Source organism: Bradyrhizobium sp. USDA3010, from assembly GCF_056429065.1.
On the sequence record NZ_JBWJZD010000005.1, the window covers coordinates 250,388 to 273,653 of the forward strand.

Consider the following 23,266-nt stretch of genomic DNA (forward strand, 5'->3'; position numbering starts at 1 on the left):
GTCGGCCTATCTGGCGGGAAGGCGCAAGGTGGCGAGATCCGAACCGACGATCGTCGTGCCGGCAAACCCGCCGGCCTCGGCGGCGGCGCGGTAGTCACCTTCAGTGAGCGCGCCCCCGGGGACCTTGTAGGGGCCGTGGTGCGTCGCCCCGACCTGTGGCGCGAGGTGGGTCAGCATCAAATATTTGGCGCCCACGCGCTTTGCCATGGCGCCGAGGTCGGGCGCGAGGCTCTGGCGGTAGAACACGGGAGGCGGCATGCCGCTGTCGCGCTCCGGACCCATGATGGGATGCATGGTCGAGTGCACGATCACGTCGGCGCCTTGTGCCAGCTTCTCGACTTGCGCCGACGTCGACGTCGCCCGCGGCGGAGCGGCACTGTCATTGCTGGCATCGCCGCCGATCACGACGCTGCCGGCCGGCGTGTCGACGCGATAGGAGGCATGGCCCGCGATGTGGGCCGAGCGGATCGCGCTCACCCGGACCTCGCCCTTCGACCAGATCACCTGTGGCTCGCCCGTCGGCTCGAATGTGATGAGATGCACAAGTTCGGCAGGTCCGCCCGTCAATCGTTTGCTGTCCTCTGAAACCCGCTGCGCGATTTCGCCGGACTGAATAAAGGCGTCGCCGATATGCGCGACAAACTTGCCGCAGCTCAACGTGAAGCCGAGCGGCGAGGGCGCATCGCTGCTGCAGACGACATCGAGCTTCGGCCCGCCGGAATTCCAGTTCCAGCGCGCGAGCAGGAGGTCGACGAGGCCCTCGGTGTGATCCGAGTGCATATGTGTGAGGAAGACGGCGTCGATCTGGCCAGGTTCGACGTCCAGTTGTGACAACCGCAGTTCGGTGCCGCGGCCTGCGTCGAACTGCAGCTTCAGCGTCCCGCAATCGGCACTGTCGTCTCCGTAGCGCACGAGTGTGCCGGCGCCCGCGACGCCATTGCGCAAGGCGGGACCGCTCATGGTGCCGGTCAGGGTGACGAGCAGGCAGGGCGCCGACTGGGCGGGAAGCGGCAGCAGCAGCCAGATGACGGCCAGCAAGGGTGTCGCAAGAATGAACTGCCGCATGCTGTCGGCTCCCGCGTCGTTCCGGTGATCAGCGAGACTGCCAAAGCCGGCGCGATATCACAACGCTCGGCCGCGCCGCATCGAGGTGTTGTGATCACGCAGCTGGTCGGTCTCGCCGCACGGTGCGGCAAGCTCAGAGCATCAACTTGTAGCCGATATGGCTGCCGACGAATCCCAATCGCTCATAGAAGCGGTGCGCGTCGGGGCGCGCCTTGTCGGTGGTGAGCTGCACGAGATCGCAGCCTCTCGCCCTGCATTGCGCAATCGCCCATTCGAACATCTGTTGCCCGACGCCCGAGCCGCGGTGGGCCTCGGCAATTCGGACCGCCTCGATCTGCCCGCGCCGCGCGCCCAGGCGTGCCATTCCGGGAATGAAGCTGAGTTGAAGGGTCCCGATCACCTCGTCGTTCAGGGTCGCTACGACCAGCAATTGATTGGCATCGGCGAGGATAGCTTTGAAAGCGTCGACGTATCGTGGGTTCGGCGGCGAGCTTGGGTCCTCGCGCTGCTGCCCCAGGACGTCATTGGCGAGGAGAGCGATGATCGCCGGAAGGTCGGCGGGTTGTGCCTGGCGGAAAGCGACTGATGTCATTGAACTGAATTTCCATGGAGAGGAGAACGGTGTCGCCAGACACGTTACAGGCTCGCGCAGGCTATGGACATCCGCTGGACGCAAACGAAATCCGCCGGCCTTTCGGGCCGGCGGATCGGTGTGTCGCGAGGCGTGGTCGTCAGTGGTCCCAGCCGCGGTCATGATCCCAGCCGCCGCCATGGTGATGGCCGCCGTCGTCGAAGTCGAAGAAGTCGAACAGATCGCTGAGCGCCGGGCTGTTGACCGGAACATAGGGATTGCCGGGCGCCGCAACCGGGTTCGGGAAGTTGTCGCGGCTGCGGTTCGTGATCGGCTCCAAGCGCCAATTCCGCTCGATGAATTTGATAATCGAGACGTGATCGGCATATTCATGCGAGATGTGGCCGTGCCGCGCGAACGGCGACACCACGATCAGCGGAATACGCGTGCCGTCGCCGAAGTAGTCGAGCGGCTGCACATACCCTGAGTCGAAGTAACCGCCACCCTCGTCGAAGGTGATGAAGATCGCGGTGTCCTTCGCATAGTCCGAGGCCTGGACCTGGTCGACGATCTTCTTGGTGAAGCCTTCGAACAGGTTGAGCTTGGAGGACGACGGGTGACCGTCGGTGAAACCGCTCGGCTTGACGATGGAGACCGCCGGCAGCGCGTGCTTGGAGATGTCGGAGTAGAGATCAGACGAGTCCTTGATATGGGCTGCGACCTGGTCCGGGTGCGACATGATCGAGGTGTCGTACTGGAACGGGTTGCAGATGTTGCAGTACTCGTCGGCGTTCGGACCCGCCACGCCCCAGTTGAGCTGGTAGGGATCGTTGACGTAGTTGTTCCACTGGTCGCCGTAGTACTTCCAGGAGATGTTCCGCTCGTTCAGGCTGTCGCCGATGCTCTTGCGGGTCGACGGCGGGATCGTGAACGGCGTGTTGGATGGATTGGTGTCGGTGTAGGCGTTCTTGCCGTTGCCGAAGTAACCCGGATTGTAGTTGTTCAAGAGATAATAGTGGCCCGGTTCGCAGTTCGCGTTGATGTGGATCCCCTTCAGATAGTCCAGGATCGGCTTGACGCCGGGCTGGGTCGGATCCGAGCAGTCGCTGTAGGAGCCGCCGCCGGACACCGGGCTGGTCTGGAAGGGCGGCGGGAAGCCGCCATTGCCGCCGGCGCCGTAGCCGTCCTCGGTGTACCAGTTGTTGGTGCCGGCAGCCGGATTCGGATTCTCGATTTCATGCACGATGCCGGCGTCGGGCGTGCCGCCGAACACCTGGGTGCCGTTCGGCGGCACCGCGGCGTTGCCGTAGGTGTCGCTGAAGTAGAGCATGTCGGCATGACCAAACATGATGTGGTTGGCACCGGTGCCGCCATTGACGGACTGGTGGAAGTTGTCGCTCATCGCGTATTTCTGCGCGAGCGAGGTGAAGTAGGGCACGTCGCCCTTCTGCACATTGTAGAAGCCGAGCGCCGTCGAACCTTCGCCCGTGGTCGTCGCCGTCGGCGAATATTCGGTCGAGAAGTTGGAGGGCTGCGCCGCGCCGTTGGCACCGGCGCCGACGGTCACTTCGACCCACGCGAACAGATTGCCGCCGCAGCCCGACGGATTGTCGCGGCTGGCCGCCGAGTGGTTGCAGTTCAGCTGCTGCCACATCTGGTAGAAGCGATGCACCGGGCTTGCCGAATAGGAATCGTAGGGCATCGCATCGGTGTTGGTGAGCTGGAACGGACCGGCCGGCAGCGCGCTGACATTGGTGATGCGCTGGTCGGGGGTCTGCGAGGTCTGACCGGTGCCGCCGCTCAGGAGGAACTGGTAGTACTCGGACGGCAGGCCGGATTCCGACTGCTGCGCCAGCGCGAGCGACGCCTCGCAGGTCGTGATCGGCGAGCTGCCGCATTTGTTCGGGATGTAGGAGACCTTCGGGCCGCCGACCAGCGGAGCAGGCAATTGATCCCTGGGGAAGTTCTGCTTCGGCGGGCTCAGCAGGAACGCATCGTTTAGGCCGGTATCGGTCGCCGCCTGCTGATGCGCCTTCTCGAAGTTCGGCCCGGGGATCGCGTTCTTGTTGCCGTCGAGCTTGACGATGCCCTGCGAGAGCAGATTGAACACGCTCTGGTCGCGCCGTTCGGGCACGTAGGTCGCGAACACATGGTCGAAGCTGCGGTTCTCGCCGATGATGACGATCACGTGCTTGATCGGCGACCGCGTCTCGTGTCCACCGTGGTGATTCCAGTCCTCCGCTAGCACCGGGCCGGCGGTGAACTGACCTAGCGCAAGCGCGCTGAGGGTGAGGCGGCAACCTTGCAGCCAACGTGACCTGTGCTTGTCGCGCATTAAAGCTCTCCTTTTTGCTGGTTGAGCGGCTTGGTGGAACTTGCGGTGTCTCGCGGCACGACCTTGATCCGTCCCATCATGCCGCCGTCCTCGTGCTCGAGGACGTGGCAGTGGTAGACGAAGGTGCCGACGATGTTGGGATCGCGAAAATCCATGCGCAGGCGCACGCTCGGATATTTCAGCATCCGGGTGTTGTAGTAGGGGACGTTGACGGTATCGCGCAGGAACGGCTCGTTGACGGCGACGCCGGACCAGTCGAGCAGTTGGAAGTGCAGCTGATGGATGTGGAAGTCATGCAGCTCCATCGAGCGGTTCTCGATGATCCAGTCCTCGACGTCGCCCTGCCTCGCGGTGATGTCAGGAATATCAGATTGCGGATCGAACGGTTTCGGCGTCTCTCCATCGAGCGTCATGAAGAATTTGGTCGGGCTGTTCGGGTCGTTCGGGTTCTCCGGCTGCTCGGAGAAGAACAGCTTCCTGACGCGCACCGGCGCGACGGTCCCGACCCACGGCCGCTCCGGTCGCGGCAGCGGCTCGGCGTGAGCGGGCAGCGCGGCTTGCGGCTCGTCGGCATCGACTGAAGCCGTGATGGCCACCAGCGCGCGGTTGGGGTCGTTCTCGCCGGCGAGCCCGGTGTCGACCGCGCGCGTCACCAGCAGGGCCGAGCTGCCGGCCGGCGGTCCCTCGACGAGGAATTCGGCACGCGCGCCCGGCGGCAGGCCGATATGGTTGACCCATTGCACTGATGGCGAGGGGCTGCCCTGGAACTGCAACGGCACCCCATCGAGACCGACGATGCCGATCTGTTGCGGCGTGCGGCCGACCAGCAGCGCGAGATTGAGATAGGTGATCGCGGACGCGTTCAGCACCCGCCAGAGCTGCCGCTCGCCCGGCTTCATCGTGAGCCGGGCCGGCGGATAGTTCGGATAGGGTACCGGCACGAAATTGACGGAGAGATCCTTCGACGGCTTGCCGAAGCCGGTGCCGGAGTTGGCGACGTCGCCGTCATTGTCGAGTTGGCTTTTGGTCATGACCGGCTCGGATTTCGACGGCAGCGCGTCGGGATTGACGAGATCCTGGTCGCGGATCACGAGCACGCGCTCGGGCAGGCCAGCGAGCTGTGGGTCGGCGCGCTCGATGCCTTCGATGATGATGGCGCCTGAGGCGCCGCCGAGCACCTGCGTCTTGCTGAAGCCGTGCAGATGCGGGTGATACCAATACAGGCCGGGTGGCGCGTCATCCGGAATGCGCAGGCGGTACTCGAACGGCGCGTCGTCGGGCTGGATCGAGGTTTTCAGCACGTCATCCAGATGGCAGACCGGCGGCACCGTCAGCCCGTGGAAGTGCAGATTGGTCGAGATCGGCGTCATCGCGCCGCTCTCGCAAACATCGGCCTGCTTTCGCGTCGTGCAGATCGGCGCGCCGGCGAGCGGGCGGTCGATCGCAGGTGTTGCCGTATCGAGGTCGACGAGGTCGTTCTTGAAATGGATGACCAGCTGATCGCCCGGCTTCAGCCGCAAGATCGGCGACGGCTTGCCGTCCGGTGTCAGATAGCAATAGCGGCTCGTTCCATCCGGCAGCTTCTGATCGTGGATACTGAGGTCGGTTTCGAGCACGCCGTCGCGGCTGCGCAATTCGGCGGGTTCCTCGATCGCGCTTCCGGGCTCGGGCCGCGCGCAAACACCCTGTTGCGCGCGCGGCGCGTCCTGCAAGCCGGTTGCGCCGAGCCAGGCCGTCATGCCGCTCACGGCAAGCCCGAGGCAAGCCGCGACGATGACACAACAAACGGTCGAAAGTCGTCGCGCCACGCCGCCCTGCCAATACGCCGCCAAGCGCGCGCAAACGCGTACGGACGCCACGCGTGACGTCAGTCCACGTCTTGCGACCGCAATGGTCGACCAATGCTTCTGTTTGGTGTCGGAACGCTAGCCGCGCGTTGTTGCCGAAATCTGGCAGGTATTTAACACGCAGATGACAGCGTCTTGCGGCACTTCGACGCGGCGTGCGGGAGAGATGTTCAAACTTGCTGCCCAATCAATCGGATGGACCATTCCCCGACTGAATTGCGGAGAAAGCAGGACGCGCAGGCAGTCGTCAGATATTTTTCCGGTGTCGCCGATCGCATCGCGCGCCGTCGCGTTGACGATCGAGATTAGCGTCTGAACTGCGTCAGAAACAGCCGCAGGGAATCGTGCGGGCTCTCGACGTCCGCAATCACCCAGCCGTCGGGACCGTTGACGACGATGAAGTTGAGCGTGACCGCGCGGCCCTCATTGTCGAACGTGACCGTGACATCGGTCCTGTCGAACTGCCGGCGCGGAATTGCGATCGAGATCGGGCCGAGCCGCCAGGTCGGGCTCTGCACCAGGAAATCGTACGGTGCGTCGTGCAGGGCGGTCCAGGCGCCGCGCAGGCCGGAATCGAAGAATTGCCGGGCCGTTTCCTCATCGCGCGGCAGGCCATTCGAAAACGCGGCGCTGCCTTTGCCATAATGGGCGTAGACGTTGCGGATGAGCGATTCCGGTGTGCGGAACCCGGCGTCGGTGGCACCGGCTCCGAAAATCGTCGCCACCAGCGAAAAACCCGCGAGGAATTTGCCGCGTCCCATCAGCTTTATTTGCCGTTGCCGCTGGCATATCTTGCAGGGAAATCCTCCCAAACGAAAGCCGGCCGGCGCAATGCGCGAACTCTTCGACGACGTCCCAGACCAATCCCCGCTCGACCCACAGGAGGCGGTGCGCCGCCACATCCGCAGGCCGCAGCGCAAGCGGTTCTACGCCAGCGCCGGCGTGGCTGAGGCTGATGGCGGATTTGCGATCACGCTCGACGGCAAGCAGATCCGCTCGCCGTCCGGCAAGCCGATCGTGGTGCCGAGCCGTGCCATTGCGGATGCGATCGCAGCCGAATGGAATGCGCAGGGCGAGACCATCGATCCCATGACCATGCCGATGACGCGCCTTGCCAACAGCGTGATCGAGGGGGTGATCGATCGCGTCGACGAGGTCGCCGACGATGCGGCAAAATTCCTCGGCAGCGATCTGCTGTTCTATCGCGCCGGCCATCCCGACACGCTGGTGGCACGCGAGGCCCGGCATTGGGACCCGGTCCTGTTCTGGGCCGCCGATGTGCTCGGCGCCCATTTCGTGATGGCCGAGGGGGTCATGCATGTCGGCCAGCCCGAGCCCGCGATCAAGGCGGCGCGGGCGGCGTTCCCGACCGATCCCTGGTCGGTCGCAGCGCTCCATGTGGTGACGACGCTGACCGGCTCGGCGCTGCTGGCGCTGGCGCTCGCCCATGGCGTCCGCGACGAGGACCAGGTCTGGGCGGCCGCCCATGTCGACGAGGACTGGAACATCGAGAAATGGGGCATCGACGAGGAGGTCGCCGCGCGCCGCGCCGCCCGGCAGGTCGATTTCAAGGCCGCCGCCGGCGTCCTGAGGGAGTTCAGGTCGGCTGCCGGTTAACGAGACCTTTACGGCGCCGGGCTAGCCTGCGACTTGATCCTGCCGCCTGGCCGAGACCTCCGACATGGCTATCGCCGTCAATCCCGTGCTGCCGGTGCTTGCCTCGAACGAGGCGGGCAGCGTTGCGCCGGACCTCACGCTGGAGGCCGGCAGCGTCGTCAATGCCCAGGTGCTGAAGGTGCTTTCGGCCGATCTGGTGCGGATTGCGATCGCGAGCCTGTCGATCGACGTCCAGACCGAGGTGCCGCTGCAGCAGGGCCAGAACCTGCAGCTTGCGGTCTCGCAGACCAATGACGGCATCCGCCTGCAACTGGTCGGGCCGGGGGCTGACGCCGGCGATGCCGTGCAATTGTCGCCGGGGGCGACCAACGCCAGCGGCGCTCTGCAACCCGTCGCCACGGCGTCTAGGGCTGTGCTGTCGCCGCTCGAGCGCGTCACGATCACTGCGACGGCGCAGCATGCGGCGGCGGTGCAGGGCAGCCAGGCGCCGCTGTTTGCCAACCTCACGGCGGTCGCCGCGGCCAATCTGCCGCCGAAGCTGCAGGCTGCGATCGCGCAGGTGCTGGCGCAGCAGACCGGCCTCGACGAGAATTTGAGCGGCGATGCCGTCAAGGGCGGCTTGCAGAAATCCGGCCTGCTGCTGGAGGCGACACTCGCCTCGGGCGTTGTGCCGGCGAGCGGCAGCGTGCCCGATCTGAAGGCCGCGCTGATCGTGCTGCGCCAGGCGCTGACCTCGCTCGGCGCCGGCGATGCCACCAGGCCCGCGCCCACGCCGCTCCAGCAGCCGGCGCTTGCCGGTGCCGGCACGGCGCCGAGCATTGTGCCGCCGGCTTTGCCCGAGCTCGAGGTTCAGGAGATATTGCTGCCGCAGGCGCGCGTGCCGGTTGCCGAGGATCTCACCCGCGGCGTCACCCACCTTGCCGGGGCGCTCGCGGATGCGCTCGATGCCGGCCCGTCATCCGGCGGCGCGCTCAATCTCATTCAGGAAGCGCTGCATGAGCTCGGCAACCCGGCACGGCAGGGCGCCGCGCCGAGGGAGATGCTGCCCGGCGATTTGCCCGGGCGCGGCAGCATGCCGCCACCGCCGTTTCACGGCGCGCTGCCGTCGGCGCAGGCCGTTGCGGAGCCGTCGATTGCGCCCGGCACGCCGCTTGCGACCGCTGCGCACCGCCTGCTGGAAAACACCGACGCGGCACTGGCGCGGCAGACGCTGCTGCAAATCGCGTCGCTGCCGGATCGTGGCGACGGGTCGCGCCCGCAGCTCGACGCCGTGGTGCCGCGCTGGAATTTCGAGATCCCGTTCCTGACCCAGCAGGGCACGGCGATGGCGCAGTTCGAGATTTCCCGCGACGGCGGCGGCAATGAGGTTGAAGCCGCCAAGCGGGTGTGGCGGGCGCGTTTCACGCTCGACGTCGAGCCGGCAGGGCCCGTGCACGCGCTGGTCTCGCTGAACGGCGAGCGCACCTCGGTGCGGATGTGGGCCGAGCGTCCCTCGACCGCCGCGCAGCTGCGCGCCGGCGCTTCCGAGCTGAGCCTGGCGCTGACCAGGGCTGAGCTTACGCGCGGCGATATCGAGATCCGCGACGGCAGTCCGCCGCAACCGGTGCCCGCGCGCGCCGGCCATTTCCTGGACCGCGCATCATGAGCGAGGTGCCGAACCAGCTCGCGGTCGCGCTGCATTACGACCACGCCGGCGCGCCGCGCGTGGTCGCGAAAGGCAAGGGCGCGATCGGCGCCAAGATCATCGAGGTCGCCAAGGCCAACGACATTCCGATCGAAGAGAACGAGGTGCTGGCCGGCGCGCTCTCCAATGTCGAGCTCGGCGACGAGATCCCGGCCGAGCTCTATAAGGCCGTCGCCGAGGTGCTGGTATTCGTGCTGCGGCTGTCGGGCCGGGCGCGGTAGCGATAGCGTTTCAGGCGAAGTGGGCATCGGTTCGCGTGAAGAAAACGCGTCAAACAAGTGAGTCTCGTTGCCATCCTTTCACCACGATGGCATCAGCATCGTCGTCAACCCGAACCAGATCAGGTCCCATCGTGATCCATCGCCGCCATGCGCTCGGTCTGCTTGCTGCCGCGGGCATTTTGCCGTCGCGCAGCTTCGCCAATGTCTCCTACCAGCGCAGCGAGTTTCGCGAGGACCTGCAAAAGCGCTTCTTCGATCTCGGCACCGAGGGCACCTTCGTCGGCTACAAGGTCGACGACTATCTGATCATCGCGAGCGACAAGGTTCGCTCGGGCGAGGGCAAATTGCCGGCCTCGACCTTCAAGATCCCGAACGCGCTGATCGCGCTCGAGACCGGCGTGGTGCAGGATCCCGACAAGGACGTCTTCAAGTGGGACGGTACGACGCGCAGCGTCGAGGCCTGGAACAGGGATCACACGCTGCGCTCGGCGATCGCGGTGTCGGCCTTCCCGGTGTTCCAGGAGATCGCCCGCCGGATCGGCGCGGAGCGGATGCAGAAGTATCTCGACGTTATCGACTACGGCAACCGCGACATCGGCGGCGGCATCGACCAGTTCTGGGTGAAGGGCAATCTGCGGATCGATCCGGTGCAGCAGATCGATTTCCTCGACCGGTTGCGCCGCGGCGTGCTGCCGGTCGGCAAGCGCAGCCAAGAGCTGGTGTGCGACATTCTCCCGGTCACGAAGGTCGGCGACGCCGTCATTCGCGCCAAGACCGGTCTGACCGACAAGGAGCACGGCGCGCTCGGCTGGCTGGTCGGCTGGGCCGAGAAGGGCAGCGAGGTCACCGTGTTCGCGATGAACATGGACTGCAAGACCCAGGCGCAGATCGATGCGCGAATGAGCGTCACGCAGCAATGCCTCACCGATATCGTCGCGCTGTGACGGGCTGATCGCTACGCAAACGCCTTTGCGTTTGTCTCCGCGCAAACGCCTTGCAGCGCGCTTCAACGCCCGATCGCCCGCAGCAAGGCCGGCATCAGCTTCGGGTCGCGGCACTGCGCGACGTTGAAACGCATGAAGCCGGTGGCCGATTGCGTGGTGCTGAACACATTGCCCGGCGCCAGCACGATGTTGTCGGCAAGCGCCGCGCGCGCCACGTCGGCGGAGTCGCAGCCGTCGGGCAGGCGGCACCAGAGCTGGAAGCCGCCGCGCGGCATCAGCCACGGCTCGATGCCGATGCGCTGCAACTTCTCGCCGACGTCGCGGCGGGCGCGCGCCAGCCGCCGGCGCAGCTCCTCGACATGCTTGCGGTAGAAGCCGGTCGCCAAAACGCTGGCGATGATTTCGGTCGCGACCGCGCAGGGGCCGCCGAACCCGGTCGCGACCTGCAGATCGACCAGCTGCTCGATCCAGTCGGCGCGCGCTGCGATGAAGCCGCAGCGCAACGACGCCGACAGCGTCTTGGAGAAGCTGCCGATCCGGATCACGCGGTTCAGCCCATCAAGGGCCGCGAGCCGCGCCGACGGCTCCGGCTCGAAATCGGCGAAGATGTCGTCCTCGACGATCGTCAAGTCATATGCCGCCGCGGCATTCAGCACGCGGTGCGCGGTCTGCGGCGACATCGTCGCCCCGGTCGGATTGTGCAGCCCGGACACGGTGATGTAGAGCCGCGGCCGCTCGGCGTCGAGCACCGCCTCGAAGCTTGCGACATCGGGTCCCGATGGGGTGTAGGGCACGCTGACGAGCTTGACCTGATGGGCGCGCAGCAGCGCCCGGAAATTGAAATAGCAGGGATCGTCGACCAGCACCGTGTCGCCGGGCCGCAGCAGGAAGCGGCAGATCAGGTCGATCGCCTGGGTGCCGGACATCGTGAGCAGCACCTGCTCGGGCGACACTTCGAGGCCCTCGTCAGCGAACCGCGCCATCAGCATGCGGCGCAGCGCCAGCGAGCCGCGCGTCGCACCGTAATCGGCGAGCACGGCGTCCTCGGCCCGCGCCAGGCCGCGGAACGCGCGCCGCAGCGCCTCGGTCGGCATCCAGTCGGCGGGCAGCCAGCCGCAGCCCGGCTTCAGCGCGCCACTCGCCGCGTCGAGCGATTGCCGCGACACCCAGAACGGATCGACGGCGCGGTCGTGCTGCGGCTGGTCGTTGGCCAGCGCCAGCGGCGGCAGCGCCGCGGAGGAGACATAGAAGCCCGAGCCCGGCCGCGCCCGGATCAGGCCCTCGGCGGCGAGCCGGTCATAGGCCTCGACCACGGTCGAGGGCGAGACGCCCATGGTCGCGGCAAAGCTGCGGATCGAGGGCAGGCGGTCGTCGGCGGCGAGCGCGCGGCTCGCGATCCTGGCGCGGATCGCGTTCATCACGCCGGTGGTCCGGGTCGCCTTTGGCGCATTGGGTGGTTGCCGCAAGTGTGTGCCTACCTTTACCCATACAGTTTGGCGATATTGTACTGATCCGTAGCTGCCTTGGCCAGCCCGTCGCCGCTATCCTCGCCCGCGAACATTGAGGTGTGCGATGAGCGATTCGAAGACGTTGTCGGGGAAGTCTTGGTCGGGGAAGTCTTGGGCCGGCGAGGGGCGCAGCAGCGCTTCGCTGGAGGGTTGGGGCAGCGGCCTGCTCGGCGTGATCATCTTCAGCGGCTCGCTGCCGGCCACCCGCGTCGCGGTCGCCGGGTTCTCGCCGTTGTTCCTGACCTCGGCGCGCGCTGTGATTGCGGCGCTGCTCGGCGCGGCATTGCTTGCGGTGCTGCGGCAGCCCTGGCCGCAGCGCAAGGACCTGGTGTCGCTGACCATCGTAGCCCTCGGCGTCGTGATCGGCTTTCCGCTGCTGACCGCGCTGGCGCTGCAGCACATCACCTCGGCGCATTCGATCGTGTTCATCGGGCTATTGCCGCTGTCGACCGCCGTGTTCGGCGTGCTGCGCGGCGGCGAGCGGCCGAAGCCGCTGTTCTGGCTGTTCTCCTGCATCGGCAGCGCGACGGTCGGCGCCTTCGCATTGTCGGGCGACGGACCGGCGTCGCTGACCGGCGACCTGCTGATGGTTGCTGCCATCATCGTCTGCGGCCTCGGCTATGCCGAGGGTGCTGCGCTGTCGCGTCGGCTCGGCGGCTGGCAGGTGATCTCCTGGGCGCTGGTGCTCTCAGTGCCGGTGGTGCTCGTGATGACCATCATGACGCTGCCGCCGAGCTGGCAGGGCATCGGCGCGGCGGCCTGGCTCGGGCTCGCTTATGTCTCTGTTTTCAGCATGCTGGTCGGCTTCGTGTTCTGGTATCGCGGCCTTGCGCTCGGCGGCATCGCGAGCGTCGGCCAGTTGCAGCTGTTGCAGCCGTTCTTCGGCCTCGCGCTGGCCGGGCTGCTGTTGCATGAGCAGGTACGCTGGTCGATGATCGCAGCGACCTTGCTGGTCGTCGCCTGCGTCGTGTTCGCGCGCCGCTTCGCGTGACGAGCGCGGCTAGCCCAGCTTGAACAGCGTTTGCAGGAAATCGCTGACCGCCTTGCGGGCCTCGAGCGCGGTGGTCGGATTGCCGCCGTAGCTGAGCATGATTTCCCCCTCTGGCTCGGCCGAATTGTAAAGCGCGCGCTAACCATGCCAAGCGCTAATTCACCCCGTCGGCGGCACGGCCCCGCACTGTTACGGATCAGGTTTCAGTGATCCTTAAGCGGAGCTGCCCACCTTGCGCGCTGACGCGACATCAGAGGGGCAGATGACCTTCAGGTTCATTGCGCCTGACGCGATCAGGTCGCCAAGCCAGCGCGCACTGTTGGAGCAGTGGGATCAACTGGCCGCCGGCCGGCCATTTCCCGCATTCGCCGAATTGAAGCCGGATCCTGCGCTGCATGATCCCCGGCAGCTCGTCGCATGGGCGGTCGAGGGCGAGGGGCGGCTGCGCAAATTCCGCGCGATGTATCAGGGCGAGCATGTCGCCGAGGCGTTCAATTCCGCCTGGGCAGGCAAGACCATGGAGCATGGTGGTCTCGATGTCGCTCCGGCGCATCACGCTGGCGCCGGCGAAGGAATGCGCCGAGAGCGGTTGCGCGGTCTACATGGTGTTCTCCACCATCGATGCGAACGACCAGCAGGTCGACTGCGAGCGGCTGCTGCTGCCGTTCGGTCGCGGCGTGGAGGTCGAGCATCTGCTCGCGTCCCTGCAATTGACCGTGGTCGGAAGCCGGCCACGCATTCTCAAGCATTTCGACATGCAGGCGGACGTGCGGCTGCAAGGCAGGATCCGCTCCGGCTTCTCCACCGGCGTGACGAGCGTTGCAGCTGGCGACCAGCGCAGGGCATCGCGGCGCAGCGTCGCGCGGGCGGCGCGGATCAGCTTCGCACGACGCAGCATGACCTGCATCGTCCGCAACCTCTCCGCGACCGGCGCTGCGGTCGAGACGACCGACCCCTCCGCCGTTCCCGAGAGCTTTCGCCTCGTGCTGGAGATGGAAACGACGGAGCGGCATTGCCGCGTGGTCTGGCGCAGGAAAGGCCGGATCGGCGTCCAGTTCAGCTGAGCTTGCCGATCCGCCCGAGATGGGTGAAGCCAAAGCCAGAGGAATATTTCAGCCCGTAGCCGAGCGCGCGGTCGATCCCGATATGGGCGAGCCAGATCATCGCAACCGAGAGCACCAGCGGTCCTTCGCCGGCAAAACCCAGCGTCATCAGCGCCACCGGCGCCAGATAGGTGTGGGCGGCGTTGTAGGCGATGGCGCCGGCCCGCGGGCTGATCAGGTAAGCCGCAAAGCTGATGTCCGGCACCAGGAACAGCAGGACATAGACCAGCCAGGAGCCCTCCCACTTATAGTAGAGCACGGTCATCCCGAGGAACAGCACCAGCCCCTCCAGCCGGAGCAGGGTGCGCACCCCGCCGGTCGCGGCGCCGGTCTCGGCCGTGGTCGTATCAGTCATCGCTGTCTCCCCAGATGTCGGAAAATCCTACCGTTTTTGCGCCCGACGGCATGATCCGGAAAAGTGCGAAGCGGTTTTCCGATCAGATCATGCCCAAACAAGAAGCTAGAGCGTGATTCAACCCGATTCTATCGCGCTTTAGCGGTTCACAAGCGCCTTTCAGGTTCCGAAATGGCCGTGCTAAAGCCATTCCGAACGAAGCGGACCTCGGTCCGCGCCGGGACGCGGACTGTAGCTAACACGGGCGGAAACAAATGAAAGACATCCTCGACACCCTCGAAGAGCGGCGCGCCGGCGCCAAGCTGGGCGGCGGCGAAAAGCGCATCGAGGCGCAGCACGCCCGCGGCAAGCTGACCGCCCGCGAGCGGATCGAGCTCCTGCTGGACAAGGGCTCGTTCGAGGAATTCGACATGTTCGTCGAGCACCGCTCGATCGAGTTCGGCATGGAGAAGACCAAGATCCCCGGCGACGGCGTCGTCACCGGCTGGGGCACGGTCAACGGCCGCAAGACTTTTGTCTTCGCCAAGGACTTTACGGTGTTCGGCGGCTCGCTTTCCGAAACGCACGCACTGAAGATTACAAAACTTCAGGACATGGCGATGAAGGCGAGGGCGCCGATCATCGGTCTCTATGACGCCGGCGGCGCGCGCATCCAGGAGGGCGTCGCTGCCTTGGCGGGCTATTCCTATGTGTTCCGCCGCAACGTGCAGGCCTCGGGCGTGATCCCGCAGATCTCCGTCATCATGGGCCCCTGCGCCGGCGGCGACGTCTATTCGCCCGCGATGACCGACTTCATCTTCATGGTGAAGAACACCAGCTACATGTTCGTGACCGGCCCTGACGTCGTGAAGACCGTCACCAACGAGGTGGTGACCGCGGAGGAACTCGGCGGCGCCTCGGTGCACGCGACGCGCTCCTCGATCGCCGACGGTGCGTTCGAGAACGATGTCGATGCACTGTTGCAGATGCGCCGGCTGATCGATTTCCTGCCGTCGAACAACACCGACGGCGTGCCGGAATGGCCGAGCTTCGACGATATCGGCCGGGTCGACATGTCGTTGGATACGCTGATCCCCGACAATCCGAACAAGCCCTACGACATGAAAGAGCTGATCCTCAAGGTCGTCGACGAGGGCGACTTCTTCGAGATCTCGGAGACCTTTGCCAAGAACATCGTCACCGGATTCGGCCGCATCGCCGGCCGCACCGTCGGCTTCGTCGCCAACCAGCCGATGGTGCTGGCGGGCGTGCTCGACAGCGACGCGTCACGCAAGGCCGCGCGCTTCGTTCGCTTTTGCGATGCCTTCAACATCCCGATCGTCACCTTCGTCGACGTGCCGGGCTTCCTGCCGGGCACCGCGCAGGAATATGGCGGGCTGATCAAGCACGGCGCCAAGCTCCTGTTCGCCTATTCGCAGTGCACGGTGCCGCTCGTCACCATCATCACCCGCAAGGCCTATGGCGGCGCCTTCGACGTGATGGCCTCGAAGGAGATTGGCGCCGACATGAACTACGCCTGGCCGACCGCGCAGATCGCCGTGATGGGCGCCAAGGGCGCGGTGGAGATCATCTTCCGCTCCGACATCGGCGACGCCGACAAGATCGCCGCGCGCACCAAGGAATACGAAGACCGCTTCCTGTCGCCCTTCATCGCCGCCGAACGCGGCTACATCGACGACGTCATCATGCCGCATTCGACGCGGCGCCGGATCGCGCGGGCGCTGGCGATGCTCAGGGATAAGAAGGTCGAGATCCCGGCGAAGAAGCACGACAATCTGCCGTTGTGAGGAATGCGTCGGGCGGATTAGCGACTTGTCCGCCGTAGCTCGAAGAGCGAAGGTGGAAGCGTAAGCCGCCATCTTGGTTCCGCGCGATCCGTCGCGGGTTGCGGCTCCGCCTGACCCGCCCTACAGGTTCGAACCTGATGACTGAAAACGAGCCGACCGACGACATCTCCGAGATCGAGGCGCAGATCGAGGAGCTTGCCGAAAGCGCCGAGCGATCTCGCAGGATTATTCTCGGTTCGAAAGTGGCAATCGCCGGCGGGTTCGTCTTGTTGTTCGCTGCGCTGCTCGGCCTGTTCAGTTCTGGTGAGACCGCAGCACTCGGATCGATCGCGCTGGTGCTTGGCGGCATCGTGTCGCTCGGATCGAATGTCAGCACGCTGCGGCAGACCGAGGCCGCGATCAGCACCGCCGAGGCGCGCCGTGCGCGGTTGATCGGCAACATCGATCTGCGGCTGGTTCACGACGCGCCGTTGAAGCTGATGTGACGGTACGGCGAGGCGCGCAACAATTGTAGGATGGCTGGAGCGAAGCGAGCCTCGAAGGATGCACGGCCACCAGCCGGGCCGTCGATCCTTCGAGACGCCGCTTCGCGGCTCCTCAGGATGACGGATCGAGAGCTGTACGCGCAGCCTTATCGCGACGCCGCCAGCGGCACGTAGTCGTATTCGCCGACGCCTTGCAAAACCAGGAAGGTCAGCGACGTCGTGCCGGCGTTGGTGACGAAATGAGGGCGGGTGGGCCTCACGGCATAGACCTCGCCTACCTTCAGGTTCACTTCCTCCTTCGGCTCCTGCAGGAACAGCCGCATCTGGCCTTCCAGCACATAGAATGTGTCCGAGATGTTGCTGTGAGTATGCCACGGCACCTTCTGGGTCGGCGAAAGCTGCAACTCCATGATGCGGAAGCCAGGGCGGGCGGCGTGCTGGGCGCGGCGCTCGACTTCGTAGAGGTGGCTGGCATCCTTGATCGGTTGTCCTGACTTCATGGCGGCCTCCCGGAGATGTTCTTGTGATGCGTGATGCTAGTTCGGTTCGGCCGTGCGTGAAACGGCCGAAATCGGCATGACGGGTAGAACGCGAGGAGGCATTGTCGTGCAGGTGGTGTGACGTCACGCCGTTGCAAACGCGGCCGCGCGGCGTCGAATTCCCCGAAACGTGAATGCGCGGTTCAGCGAGCGTTCAGGTCGCGGCGAAAAAACTCGCTGACGCAGTTGGTCCAACTCAGCAACAAAGGGAAACTCTGATGGAACGCCGGGATTTTCTGAAGATGGCCTTCAGTGTCGCCGCCGGTGTGGCGACTTTTGCAGCGACAGCTCAGGCGGCGCCGCTCGCGCCGCTTCCGCTCAACCAGGATGCCCGCGCGCCGGCCGGCAACGATGCGCATCCGGCCGTCACCACCGGCGATGAGGTCGATCGCCTGAAGCCTGAGGAGGTGCGCTGGCATCACGGTCACGGACGCTGGCATCATCGGCACTGGCACCATAGGCATTGGGGCTGGCGCCACCGCCACTGGCGCAGGCATCATCACTGGCGCCGCTGGTGACATCGACGCTACGATAGAAATGAAAAACCCCGCGCGAAGCGGGGTTTTTGTTTGCGCAGTTGTGCCGCGATCAGATCGGGCGGCAACGGCCGTAGCGCCAGGCGAAGCCATAGGGGCAGGCGCGGACACGCGGTGCAACCACGACGGGGCCGGGCGCGACGACAACGGGACGCCCAACCACGACCGCACCGGGAGCGACGACGACGGGGCCGCGGTTCCTGACGCAGCCGCCATAGGGACCACGGTGCCAGCCGGGGCCGCAACCGCCGGCCGCGTCAGCCGCGCTGATGCCGGCGAATGCGGTCGACACCAAAACTGCTGCTGCAAAAAGATACTTCATGTCTTCTCCTTTTAATTCGGCCGCGCTGCGGCATCGCAACAAACTTTAGATTACCGATTCGCCCGGCGGGATCATTGCAGAAGCCGTGCCCGATGTCGTCGACGATAGTGTTGCGGGCTGAATGCGACATGAATGTTATAGGCCAGGCCTGCGTCAGTGCGCCGCAAGCACGCCCAGCATCAATTTGAAACATTTCGCAAGCGCGACCACGACGAAGCACAGGGGCGAGGCGCGAAATGTATCGGAGAGCGAGACAAGCGAAACAAGGAGTTCGCGAATGGCCGCGCCGATGCCGAATTCAACGCGCGATATTACTCGCCCGCGCCGAACAGCGCCGCGAACCGCTTCTCGCCGTTGCGCGAGAAATTGACCACGCGGCTGCCCGTTGCAGCATCGCGCGCGGCCCATTTCAATTCGGTGAAGCGGTCCATCATCGCAGCGCCCAGCGTACCGGCGAGGTGGTGGCGCCGCTCGCTCCAGTCGAGGCAAGCCTTGCACACCGGACGACGCGGATGCGTCAGCGCATCGGCGTCGATCTGCAGCTCTTCGGCCATGAAGCGCTTGCCTTCGCCGGTGAGCTCGATCGCCTGCTTGCTCTGGCGCACCAGCTTCTGCCGCCTCATGCTGTCGAGCATCTGCACGCCGAGATCGCCGGCGAGATGGTCGTAGCAGATGCGGGCGCGGCGCAAGGCCGGATCCTTCGGCCCGGTGCGCACGCGCATATGGCCGGCGCGGGCGGCGATGCCCTGCAGCCCTTCGAGCACGTCGGCGACGTCGGGGTCAGAGAGCCGGTAGTAGCGGTGGCGGCCCTGCTTCTCGGGCTCGATCAGGCCGCCGGCCTCGAGCTTGGCGAGATGCGAGCTCGCCGTCTGCGGCGTGATGCCGGCCTCCTGCGCCAGCTCGCTCGCGGTCAGCGCGCGGCCGGTCATCAGCGCGGTCAGCATGTTGCAGCGTGCGGGATCGCCGACCAGAGCGGCGATCCGGGAAATGTCGGGTCCTGCTTTCATAGTTCGATGATAGCCGAAGCATCGAGGTCGGGCAAGGCGGTAGTGTCCATCGTGCCCGTCGCCCGAAAAGACGAAAACACCAGGAGGCCATCAATGACCGTCACCGTCTTCATCCGCTACCAGCTCGATCCGTTCAAGCGCACGATGTTCGAGGAGTATTCGCGGAACTGGCTCTCAATCATTCCGCGCTGCGGCGGCGATCTGCTCGGCTACTGGATGCCGCACGAGGGTACCAACAACATCGCCTTCGCGCTGATCTCGTTCGAAAGCCTCGCCGCCTACGAGGCCTATCGCGCGCGGCTGCGCCAGGACGGTGAGGGCGTGGCGAACTTCAACTTTGCGGAACAAAACCGCTTCATCCTCGCCGAGGAACGGACATTTCTGCGCAAGGTCGAGCTATAGTCACTCCACAACAACGATGCGCGGAGGCGCCCATGATTGCCGTGATCTTCGAAGTCTGGCCGAAGGCTGAGCACCGAGAGCTCTATTTTGACCTTGCCGCCGAGCTGAAGCCGATCCTGCAGGAGATCGACGGCTTCATCTCGGTCGAGCGGTACGAGAGCCTCACCGAGAAGGGCAAGTTCGTGTCGCTGTCATTCTTCCGCGACGAGGCCGCGGTAGAAGCCTGGCGCAACACGATCGAGCACCGCCGCACCCAGGCCAAGGGCCGCGCGCGGATATTCGAGAATTACCGGCTGCGGGTCGCGAGCGTGATGCGTGACTACGGCCTGAACGAACGCGATCAGGCGCCGAAGGACAGCCGCGCGGTGCATGAAGCGAAACTCTAGCGCTCGCATATATGCGTGCCTATCTGTGCGCGGCCAATTGACTCTAGGGAGCGACCAATGCCACTGCCAACTGCTGACAAACGAGCCGCCTTCAAGAAGCTGCACGAGAGCGGGTGCTTCATCATTCCGAACCCGTTCGACGTCGGCAGCGCCCGTGCCTTGCAACATCTCGGCTTCAAGGCGCTGGCCTCGACCAGCGCGGGCTTTGCCTGGACCATCGCAAAGGCCGACAACCGCGTCACCGTCGACGACGTCTGCGATCATCTGACCGCGGTCTGCGCGGCGGTCGATATTCCCGTCAACGCGGATTTCGAGGGCGGATTCGCGGTTGAGCCGGACAAGGTTGCGGTCAACGTCGCGCGCGGCGTCAAGACCGGTGTCGCCGGGCTCTCGATCGAGGACTCCACCGGTGATGCCGCCAACCCGCTGTTCGAGCACAAGCTCGCGGTCGAGCGCATCAGGGCGGCGCGCAAGGCCATCGACGCCGACAACAGCGGCGTGCTGCTCACCGGCCGCTGCGAGGCGTTCCTGTGGGGCAAGAAGGACCTTAATCTGGTGATCGAGCGGCTGCAGGCCTATTCGGAAGCCGGGGCGGATGTGTTGTATTCGCCGGGTATCTCGACCAAAGAGGAAATCTCCGCGGTCGTGAAGGCGGTGGCGCCGAAGCCGGTCAATCTTTTGATCGGCGGCGCGTCCGACCTGACACTGCAAGCGGTCGCCGACCTCGGCGTGCGCCGGATCAGCGTCGGCGGCGCACTGGCGCGGATGGCCTGGGCCGGCGTCATGAAGGCGGCCAAGGAGATGGCCGAGAAGGGCACCTTCACCGAATTCGCCAACGGCTATCCCGGCGGCGAGCTCAACAAGATGTTCAAGTAGACCTCGCGCGCAAGAAAGCGGCGGGCCGCCTGGGCTCGCCGCTCGCGCCTGGTCAGTGTCGTTACGCGTTACTTCGCATTCTCGGCCGGCGGGGCGGCCGGCTTGTTCATGTCCGACTTGTTCATGTCAGACGGCGGGTTCGCCGGGCTGGCCGGCGCCGCGCCCGTGGTCACGCCGGGTTGGCTGTTCGGCTTCGGCGTCACGTCGCGCATGCCGGGAGGCGGCGCCGCTGGGTTAACCGGTTGCGTTTGCGCGGTCTGCGTCGACGGCGTCGTGCCGGCCTCGTGCACCGACGTGTTGTTCAACCCGTAGAACAGCGCGCCGAGCACCACGGCCACCGCAACTGCAAACATCGCGATCTTGGTGCTGCTGGCCGGTCCCTCCTGGAGTTCCGGATCCGGCTGCAGCTCGTTGTCCAGGCTGTTGAAGCGCGCCTGACGGCGGATTTCGTCTTCGGTCAGGTTGGCGCGATACGGATCGTCAGGGTTGTAAGCCATTTCAAAGTTCCTCCGTTAGCCCCCCAAGGCTAAGCGCGTAGGCTAAACGCTGGAGACAATGGCTGGCGCGTGAGGATGTTCCGCGCCAATGTTGCAACCTGTTCATGCTGGAACCGTCGATTCCCAGGGTTCCGACCTGTTCCATGAGGCTTTTTCATGTGGACCATGCCGCCCACCGATTCGGTGCTGCACGTGCTCTCGTTCATTGCCGTTGCGGCGCAATCGATGACGGCGGCGCTGGCGGCGGGCCGACGCAGTATGGATTGGGCCGGCGTCTGCATGTTAGGGGCGATCACCGCGCTCGGCGGCGGCACCATCCGCGACGTGCTGCTCGGGCATTATCCGCTGCTCTGGGTCGCGCAGCCGATCTACCTTGCGATCGCGGCGGCCGGCGCCTTCGCCACCATCCTGCTGGCGCGGCTGGTGGTCAGGCTCAATCTTGCCTTCCTCGTGCTCGATGCCATCGGGCTCGTGGTGTTCACCATGGCCGGCTGCGACGTGGCCTGGCAGGTCGACGCCTCGCTGCCGATCGTGATCGTCTCCGGCATGATCGCCGGCTGCGCCGGCGGCGTGCTTCGCGACATCCTCTGCAACGAGGTGCCGCTGCTGTTTCGCAGCGAGCTCTACGCCAGCGTCTCGGTGGTGACCGGGCTGTTCTATGCGACCGCGTTCGGGCTGCAGCTCAACGACTGGCTCTGGACCCTGCTGACCTTCGCCCTCGGACTGACGTTCCGTATGCTGGCGATCCGCTACAAATGGGAGATGCCGAAATTCGTGTTCAGCGACGAGGAGCGCTGATCGGCCATTTCGCCGTCCGCGCCTTCGCGACCTCGTCCGCGCTCACGGCCGGCGCCGCATTGCCCCAGGCATTGCGGATATAGGTCGCGACATCGGCGACCTCCTGGTCGGTGAGTTTTGGATAGGCCGGCATTGAGCCTGCGTTCGGCGCGCGCGGCGTGGTCAGGGTCTGCGCACCGTCGAGGATGATACGCAGCGTGCTTGCGGGATTGGCCGATTGCAGATTGGCGTTGCCGGGCAGCGGTGGATAGATCCGCGGTGCGCCGGAGCCATCGAGCTCATGGCAGGCGATGCAGGCGCCGCGATAGATCCGCTCGCCGTTGCTCATCTGCGTGGGCGAGGGCGGGGTGACCGCAGGCTCCGGCGCGCCGGGCGGCAGGCTCTTCAGACAGACCGCGATCGCGCGCACATCGGCGTCGCTCATCTTCGAGGTTGAATTGACCACCACCTCGGACATCAACGGGCCGGCATGGCTGTGCCTGTTGCGGCCGCTCTGCAGATACTCGGCAATGTCAGCGGTGCTCCATGATTTCAGCCCGCTGCGCTCGGCGCCATCGAGCCTCGGCGCGAACATGCCCTGCACCATGCTGCCGCCGAACGCCTGGTCGCGCTTGTCGGCGCCGAACGCGTTCTTCGGCGTATGGCAGACACCGCAATGGGCGAGGGCCTCGACGAGGTAGCGGCCGCGATTCCATTCCGCACCCTTGCCCTGGTCCGGCTGGATGATGCCCGGCGTGAAGAACAAAGCGTTCCACGCCCGCATCAGCCCGCGATAGTTCAACGGCCAGCGCAGCTCCGGCGGCGGCGCCTTGTTGCTGACCGGCGCCAGCGTCGCGAGATAGGCGCGGATCGCCAGGATGTCGTCGCGGATCAGCTTGGTGAAATAAGGGTAGGGGAAGGCGGGATAATAGTGCGCCCCGCTTGGCGAGACGCCCATCCGCAGCGCGCGGAGGAAATCGTCGTCGCTCCAGCCGCCGATGCCGGTATCGCGGTCGGGCGTCAGGTTCGGCGAGAACACCGCGCCGAATGGCGTGTCGATCCGCTTGCCGCCGGCGAACGGCTTTGCCGGGTCGGCTGTGTGGCAGCTCGCGCAGTCGCCGGCGATCGTGAGCGCCTGACCGCGGGCGACGACGTCGTCGGTTGGTGCGGCGGTGCATTCGCGGGCCGCGAATGCACCGCACAACAGCAGGGGGACCAGAATCGCACCGGTCATTCGATGTCGTCGCCGCATCCATTCACCTTCCGGTCCACAAGACGCGTTACGCCATTTCGCCGCGGGCCCGTCCTGCGACAGAAACCGAAACGGCGCTCCGATATTCCCGGCACTAAGTTGCGATTTTTGGGCGACCGGCGTCGTCGCCCAGAATTGTGCTGCGCCGGCCGGAAAATC

At 65.6% G+C, this 23,266-nt stretch carries 25 protein-coding genes; 13 read left to right on the forward strand and 12 right to left on the reverse strand.

Annotated elements, in window-relative coordinates; all coding sequences use genetic code 11:
• Window positions 1-6 precede the first annotated feature (6 nt).
• The 5 genes from AC066Y_RS11255 to AC066Y_RS11275 form a co-directional block, all read right to left on the reverse strand.
• Complete coding sequence (locus AC066Y_RS11255) at window positions 7-1,038, reverse strand: MBL fold metallo-hydrolase (RefSeq protein ID WP_478273915.1); 1,032 nt, start codon at window positions 1,036-1,038, stop codon at window positions 7-9.
• 160 nt (window positions 1,039-1,198) lie between these two features.
• Window positions 1,199-1,657, reverse strand: coding sequence for an N-acetyltransferase family protein (locus tag AC066Y_RS11260; protein ID WP_478273992.1), 459 nt, complete (start codon window positions 1,655-1,657; stop codon window positions 1,199-1,201).
• 139 nt (window positions 1,658-1,796) lie between these two features.
• Complete coding sequence (locus tag AC066Y_RS11265) at window positions 1,797-3,971, reverse strand: alkaline phosphatase family protein (RefSeq protein ID WP_478273916.1); 2,175 nt, start codon at window positions 3,969-3,971, stop codon at window positions 1,797-1,799.
• Entirely contained in the window at window positions 3,971-5,710 is a 1,740-nt protein-coding gene (locus AC066Y_RS11270; protein WP_478273993.1) for a multicopper oxidase family protein, read from the reverse strand. Before AC066Y_RS11270 ends, AC066Y_RS11265 begins: the two co-directional genes overlap by 1 nt.
• A 413-nt stretch (window positions 5,711-6,123) precedes the next feature.
• Window positions 6,124-6,579 (reverse strand): hypothetical protein, encoded by a 456-nt coding sequence (locus AC066Y_RS11275; protein ID WP_478273917.1) that lies wholly within the window; start codon window positions 6,577-6,579, stop codon window positions 6,124-6,126.
• A 70-nt stretch (window positions 6,580-6,649) separates the two neighbouring features.
• Between AC066Y_RS11275 and AC066Y_RS11280 the strand changes: the two genes are divergently transcribed.
• From AC066Y_RS11280 to blaOXA, 4 genes are all read left to right on the forward strand, one after another.
• On the forward strand, window positions 6,650-7,435 hold the full coding sequence (locus AC066Y_RS11280; protein ID WP_478273918.1) for an ATP12 family chaperone protein: 786 nt from the start codon (window positions 6,650-6,652) through the stop codon (window positions 7,433-7,435).
• A 64-nt stretch (window positions 7,436-7,499) separates the two neighbouring features.
• A complete protein-coding gene (gene fliK / locus AC066Y_RS11285; RefSeq protein ID WP_478273919.1) occupies window positions 7,500-9,080 on the forward strand; it encodes a flagellar hook-length control protein FliK in 1,581 nt (526 codons plus the stop codon).
• Window positions 9,077-9,340, forward strand: a complete 264-nt coding sequence (locus tag AC066Y_RS11290) for an EscU/YscU/HrcU family type III secretion system export apparatus switch protein (protein WP_478273920.1) — start codon at window positions 9,077-9,079, stop codon at window positions 9,338-9,340. The genes fliK and AC066Y_RS11290 overlap by 4 nt, the downstream gene beginning before the upstream one ends.
• A gap of 131 nt (window positions 9,341-9,471) precedes the next feature.
• A complete protein-coding gene (blaOXA, locus tag AC066Y_RS11295; RefSeq protein ID WP_478273921.1) occupies window positions 9,472-10,284 on the forward strand; it encodes a class D beta-lactamase in 813 nt (270 codons plus the stop codon).
• A gap of 62 nt (window positions 10,285-10,346) precedes the next feature.
• Here blaOXA and AC066Y_RS11300 read toward each other — a convergent pair whose 3' ends face one another.
• Entirely contained in the window at window positions 10,347-11,702 is a 1,356-nt protein-coding gene (locus AC066Y_RS11300; RefSeq protein WP_478273994.1) for an aminotransferase-like domain-containing protein, read from the reverse strand.
• A gap of 154 nt (window positions 11,703-11,856) precedes the next feature.
• On the opposite strand from AC066Y_RS11300, the gene AC066Y_RS11305 reads away from it, so the two are divergent.
• Window positions 11,857-12,783 carry a DMT family transporter gene (locus AC066Y_RS11305; RefSeq protein WP_478273922.1) on the forward strand — a complete coding sequence of 309 codons (927 nt, stop codon included), beginning with the start codon at window positions 11,857-11,859 and terminating at the stop codon, window positions 12,781-12,783.
• Between the two features lie 536 nt (window positions 12,784-13,319).
• Complete coding sequence (locus AC066Y_RS11310; RefSeq protein WP_478273923.1) at window positions 13,320-13,847, forward strand: PilZ domain-containing protein; 528 nt, start codon at window positions 13,320-13,322, stop codon at window positions 13,845-13,847.
• On the opposite strand, the gene AC066Y_RS11315 is transcribed toward AC066Y_RS11310, so the two are convergent.
• Window positions 13,840-14,241: a DUF4260 domain-containing protein gene (locus tag AC066Y_RS11315; protein ID WP_478273924.1), complete on the reverse strand. Its 402-nt coding sequence runs from the start codon at window positions 14,239-14,241 to the stop codon at window positions 13,840-13,842. The genes AC066Y_RS11310 and AC066Y_RS11315 overlap by 8 nt on opposite strands.
• A 254-nt stretch (window positions 14,242-14,495) precedes the next feature.
• On the opposite strand from AC066Y_RS11315, the gene AC066Y_RS11320 reads away from it, so the two are divergent.
• Window positions 14,496-16,028: an acyl-CoA carboxylase subunit beta gene (locus AC066Y_RS11320; protein WP_478273925.1), complete on the forward strand. Its 1,533-nt coding sequence runs from the start codon at window positions 14,496-14,498 to the stop codon at window positions 16,026-16,028.
• A gap of 137 nt (window positions 16,029-16,165) precedes the next feature.
• Window positions 16,166-16,513: a hypothetical protein gene (locus AC066Y_RS11325; protein ID WP_478273926.1), complete on the forward strand. Its 348-nt coding sequence runs from the start codon at window positions 16,166-16,168 to the stop codon at window positions 16,511-16,513.
• A gap of 146 nt (window positions 16,514-16,659) precedes the next feature.
• On the opposite strand, the gene AC066Y_RS11330 is transcribed toward AC066Y_RS11325, so the two are convergent.
• Entirely contained in the window at window positions 16,660-17,013 is a 354-nt protein-coding gene (locus tag AC066Y_RS11330) for a cupin domain-containing protein (protein WP_478273927.1), read from the reverse strand.
• Window positions 17,014-17,270: 257 nt separating this feature from the next.
• On the opposite strand from AC066Y_RS11330, the gene AC066Y_RS11335 reads away from it, so the two are divergent.
• Complete coding sequence (locus AC066Y_RS11335; RefSeq protein WP_478273928.1) at window positions 17,271-17,570, forward strand: twin-arginine translocation signal domain-containing protein; 300 nt, start codon at window positions 17,271-17,273, stop codon at window positions 17,568-17,570.
• Between the two features lie 70 nt (window positions 17,571-17,640).
• Here the strand turns inward: AC066Y_RS11335 and AC066Y_RS11340 are convergent, their stop codons facing one another.
• On the reverse strand, window positions 17,641-17,910 hold the full coding sequence (locus AC066Y_RS11340) for a GCG_CRPN prefix-to-repeats domain-containing protein (RefSeq protein ID WP_478273929.1): 270 nt from the start codon (window positions 17,908-17,910) through the stop codon (window positions 17,641-17,643).
• Between the two features lie 311 nt (window positions 17,911-18,221).
• A complete protein-coding gene (locus tag AC066Y_RS11345) occupies window positions 18,222-18,917 on the reverse strand; it encodes an ArsR/SmtB family transcription factor (RefSeq protein ID WP_478273930.1) in 696 nt (231 codons plus the stop codon).
• A gap of 93 nt (window positions 18,918-19,010) precedes the next feature.
• Here AC066Y_RS11345 and AC066Y_RS11350 point away from each other — a divergent pair, with 93 nt between their 5' ends.
• From AC066Y_RS11350 to AC066Y_RS11360, 3 genes are read left to right on the forward strand one after another with little or no spacing between them, the layout of a single operon-like run.
• Complete coding sequence (locus AC066Y_RS11350; protein WP_478273931.1) at window positions 19,011-19,319, forward strand: NIPSNAP family protein; 309 nt, start codon at window positions 19,011-19,013, stop codon at window positions 19,317-19,319.
• 32 nt (window positions 19,320-19,351) lie between these two features.
• A complete protein-coding gene (locus AC066Y_RS11355) occupies window positions 19,352-19,705 on the forward strand; it encodes an antibiotic biosynthesis monooxygenase family protein (protein WP_478273932.1) in 354 nt (117 codons plus the stop codon).
• Between the two features lie 57 nt (window positions 19,706-19,762).
• Complete coding sequence (locus AC066Y_RS11360) at window positions 19,763-20,581, forward strand: isocitrate lyase/PEP mutase family protein (RefSeq protein ID WP_478273933.1); 819 nt, start codon at window positions 19,763-19,765, stop codon at window positions 20,579-20,581.
• A 68-nt stretch (window positions 20,582-20,649) separates the two neighbouring features.
• Here the strand turns inward: AC066Y_RS11360 and AC066Y_RS11365 are convergent, their stop codons facing one another.
• The gene (locus AC066Y_RS11365) at window positions 20,650-21,078 is read right to left on the reverse strand and encodes a hypothetical protein (RefSeq protein ID WP_478273934.1); all 429 of its coding nucleotides are present in this window, start codon (window positions 21,076-21,078) and stop codon (window positions 20,650-20,652) included.
• A 156-nt stretch (window positions 21,079-21,234) separates the two neighbouring features.
• Here AC066Y_RS11365 and AC066Y_RS11370 point away from each other — a divergent pair, with 156 nt between their 5' ends.
• A complete protein-coding gene (locus tag AC066Y_RS11370) occupies window positions 21,235-21,876 on the forward strand; it encodes a trimeric intracellular cation channel family protein (RefSeq protein WP_478273935.1) in 642 nt (213 codons plus the stop codon).
• Here AC066Y_RS11370 and AC066Y_RS11375 read toward each other — a convergent pair.
• The gene (locus tag AC066Y_RS11375) at window positions 21,857-23,089 is read right to left on the reverse strand and encodes a c-type cytochrome (protein ID WP_478273936.1); all 1,233 of its coding nucleotides are present in this window, start codon (window positions 23,087-23,089) and stop codon (window positions 21,857-21,859) included. The two genes, AC066Y_RS11370 and AC066Y_RS11375, sit on opposite strands and share 20 nt — an antisense overlap.
• Window positions 23,090-23,266: the final 177 nt, after the last annotated feature.

Bases quoted from the DNA above. Each gene is read 5' to 3' on its own strand.
- AC066Y_RS11325 (WP_478273926.1), top strand. From the start codon at position 16,166: ATGACTGAAAACGAGCCGACCGACGACATCTCCGAGATCGAGGCGCAG.
- AC066Y_RS11365 (WP_478273934.1), bottom strand. From the start codon at position 21,078: ATGGCTTACAACCCTGACGATCCGTATCGCGCCAACCTGACCGAAGAC.
- AC066Y_RS11275 (WP_478273917.1), bottom strand. From the start codon at position 6,579: ATGGGACGCGGCAAATTCCTCGCGGGTTTTTCGCTGGTGGCGACGATT.
- AC066Y_RS11315 (WP_478273924.1), bottom strand. From the start codon at position 14,241: ATGACTGATACGACCACGGCCGAGACCGGCGCCGCGACCGGCGGGGTG.
- AC066Y_RS11290 (WP_478273920.1), top strand. From the start codon at position 9,077: ATGAGCGAGGTGCCGAACCAGCTCGCGGTCGCGCTGCATTACGACCAC.
- AC066Y_RS11375 (WP_478273936.1), bottom strand. From the start codon at position 23,089: ATGACCGGTGCGATTCTGGTCCCCCTGCTGTTGTGCGGTGCATTCGCG.
- AC066Y_RS11310 (WP_478273923.1), top strand. From the start codon at position 13,320: ATGTCGCTCCGGCGCATCACGCTGGCGCCGGCGAAGGAATGCGCCGAG.
- AC066Y_RS11340 (WP_478273929.1), bottom strand. From the start codon at position 17,910: ATGAAGTATCTTTTTGCAGCAGCAGTTTTGGTGTCGACCGCATTCGCC.
- AC066Y_RS11305 (WP_478273922.1), top strand. From the start codon at position 11,857: ATGAGCGATTCGAAGACGTTGTCGGGGAAGTCTTGGTCGGGGAAGTCT.
- AC066Y_RS11370 (WP_478273935.1), top strand. From the start codon at position 21,235: ATGTGGACCATGCCGCCCACCGATTCGGTGCTGCACGTGCTCTCGTTC.
- AC066Y_RS11320 (WP_478273925.1), top strand. From the start codon at position 14,496: ATGAAAGACATCCTCGACACCCTCGAAGAGCGGCGCGCCGGCGCCAAG.
- AC066Y_RS11260 (WP_478273992.1), bottom strand. From the start codon at position 1,657: ATGACATCAGTCGCTTTCCGCCAGGCACAACCCGCCGACCTTCCGGCG.
- AC066Y_RS11300 (WP_478273994.1), bottom strand. From the start codon at position 11,702: ATGAACGCGATCCGCGCCAGGATCGCGAGCCGCGCGCTCGCCGCCGAC.
- AC066Y_RS11280 (WP_478273918.1), top strand. From the start codon at position 6,650: ATGCGCGAACTCTTCGACGACGTCCCAGACCAATCCCCGCTCGACCCA.
- AC066Y_RS11350 (WP_478273931.1), top strand. From the start codon at position 19,011: ATGACCGTCACCGTCTTCATCCGCTACCAGCTCGATCCGTTCAAGCGC.
- AC066Y_RS11360 (WP_478273933.1), top strand. From the start codon at position 19,763: ATGCCACTGCCAACTGCTGACAAACGAGCCGCCTTCAAGAAGCTGCAC.
- AC066Y_RS11355 (WP_478273932.1), top strand. From the start codon at position 19,352: ATGATTGCCGTGATCTTCGAAGTCTGGCCGAAGGCTGAGCACCGAGAG.
- fliK (WP_478273919.1), top strand. From the start codon at position 7,500: ATGGCTATCGCCGTCAATCCCGTGCTGCCGGTGCTTGCCTCGAACGAG.
- AC066Y_RS11345 (WP_478273930.1), bottom strand. From the start codon at position 18,917: ATGAAAGCAGGACCCGACATTTCCCGGATCGCCGCTCTGGTCGGCGAT.
- AC066Y_RS11270 (WP_478273993.1), bottom strand. From the start codon at position 5,710: ATGACGGCCTGGCTCGGCGCAACCGGCTTGCAGGACGCGCCGCGCGCG.
- AC066Y_RS11265 (WP_478273916.1), bottom strand. From the start codon at position 3,971: ATGCGCGACAAGCACAGGTCACGTTGGCTGCAAGGTTGCCGCCTCACC.
- AC066Y_RS11330 (WP_478273927.1), bottom strand. From the start codon at position 17,013: ATGAAGTCAGGACAACCGATCAAGGATGCCAGCCACCTCTACGAAGTC.
- AC066Y_RS11335 (WP_478273928.1), top strand. From the start codon at position 17,271: ATGGAACGCCGGGATTTTCTGAAGATGGCCTTCAGTGTCGCCGCCGGT.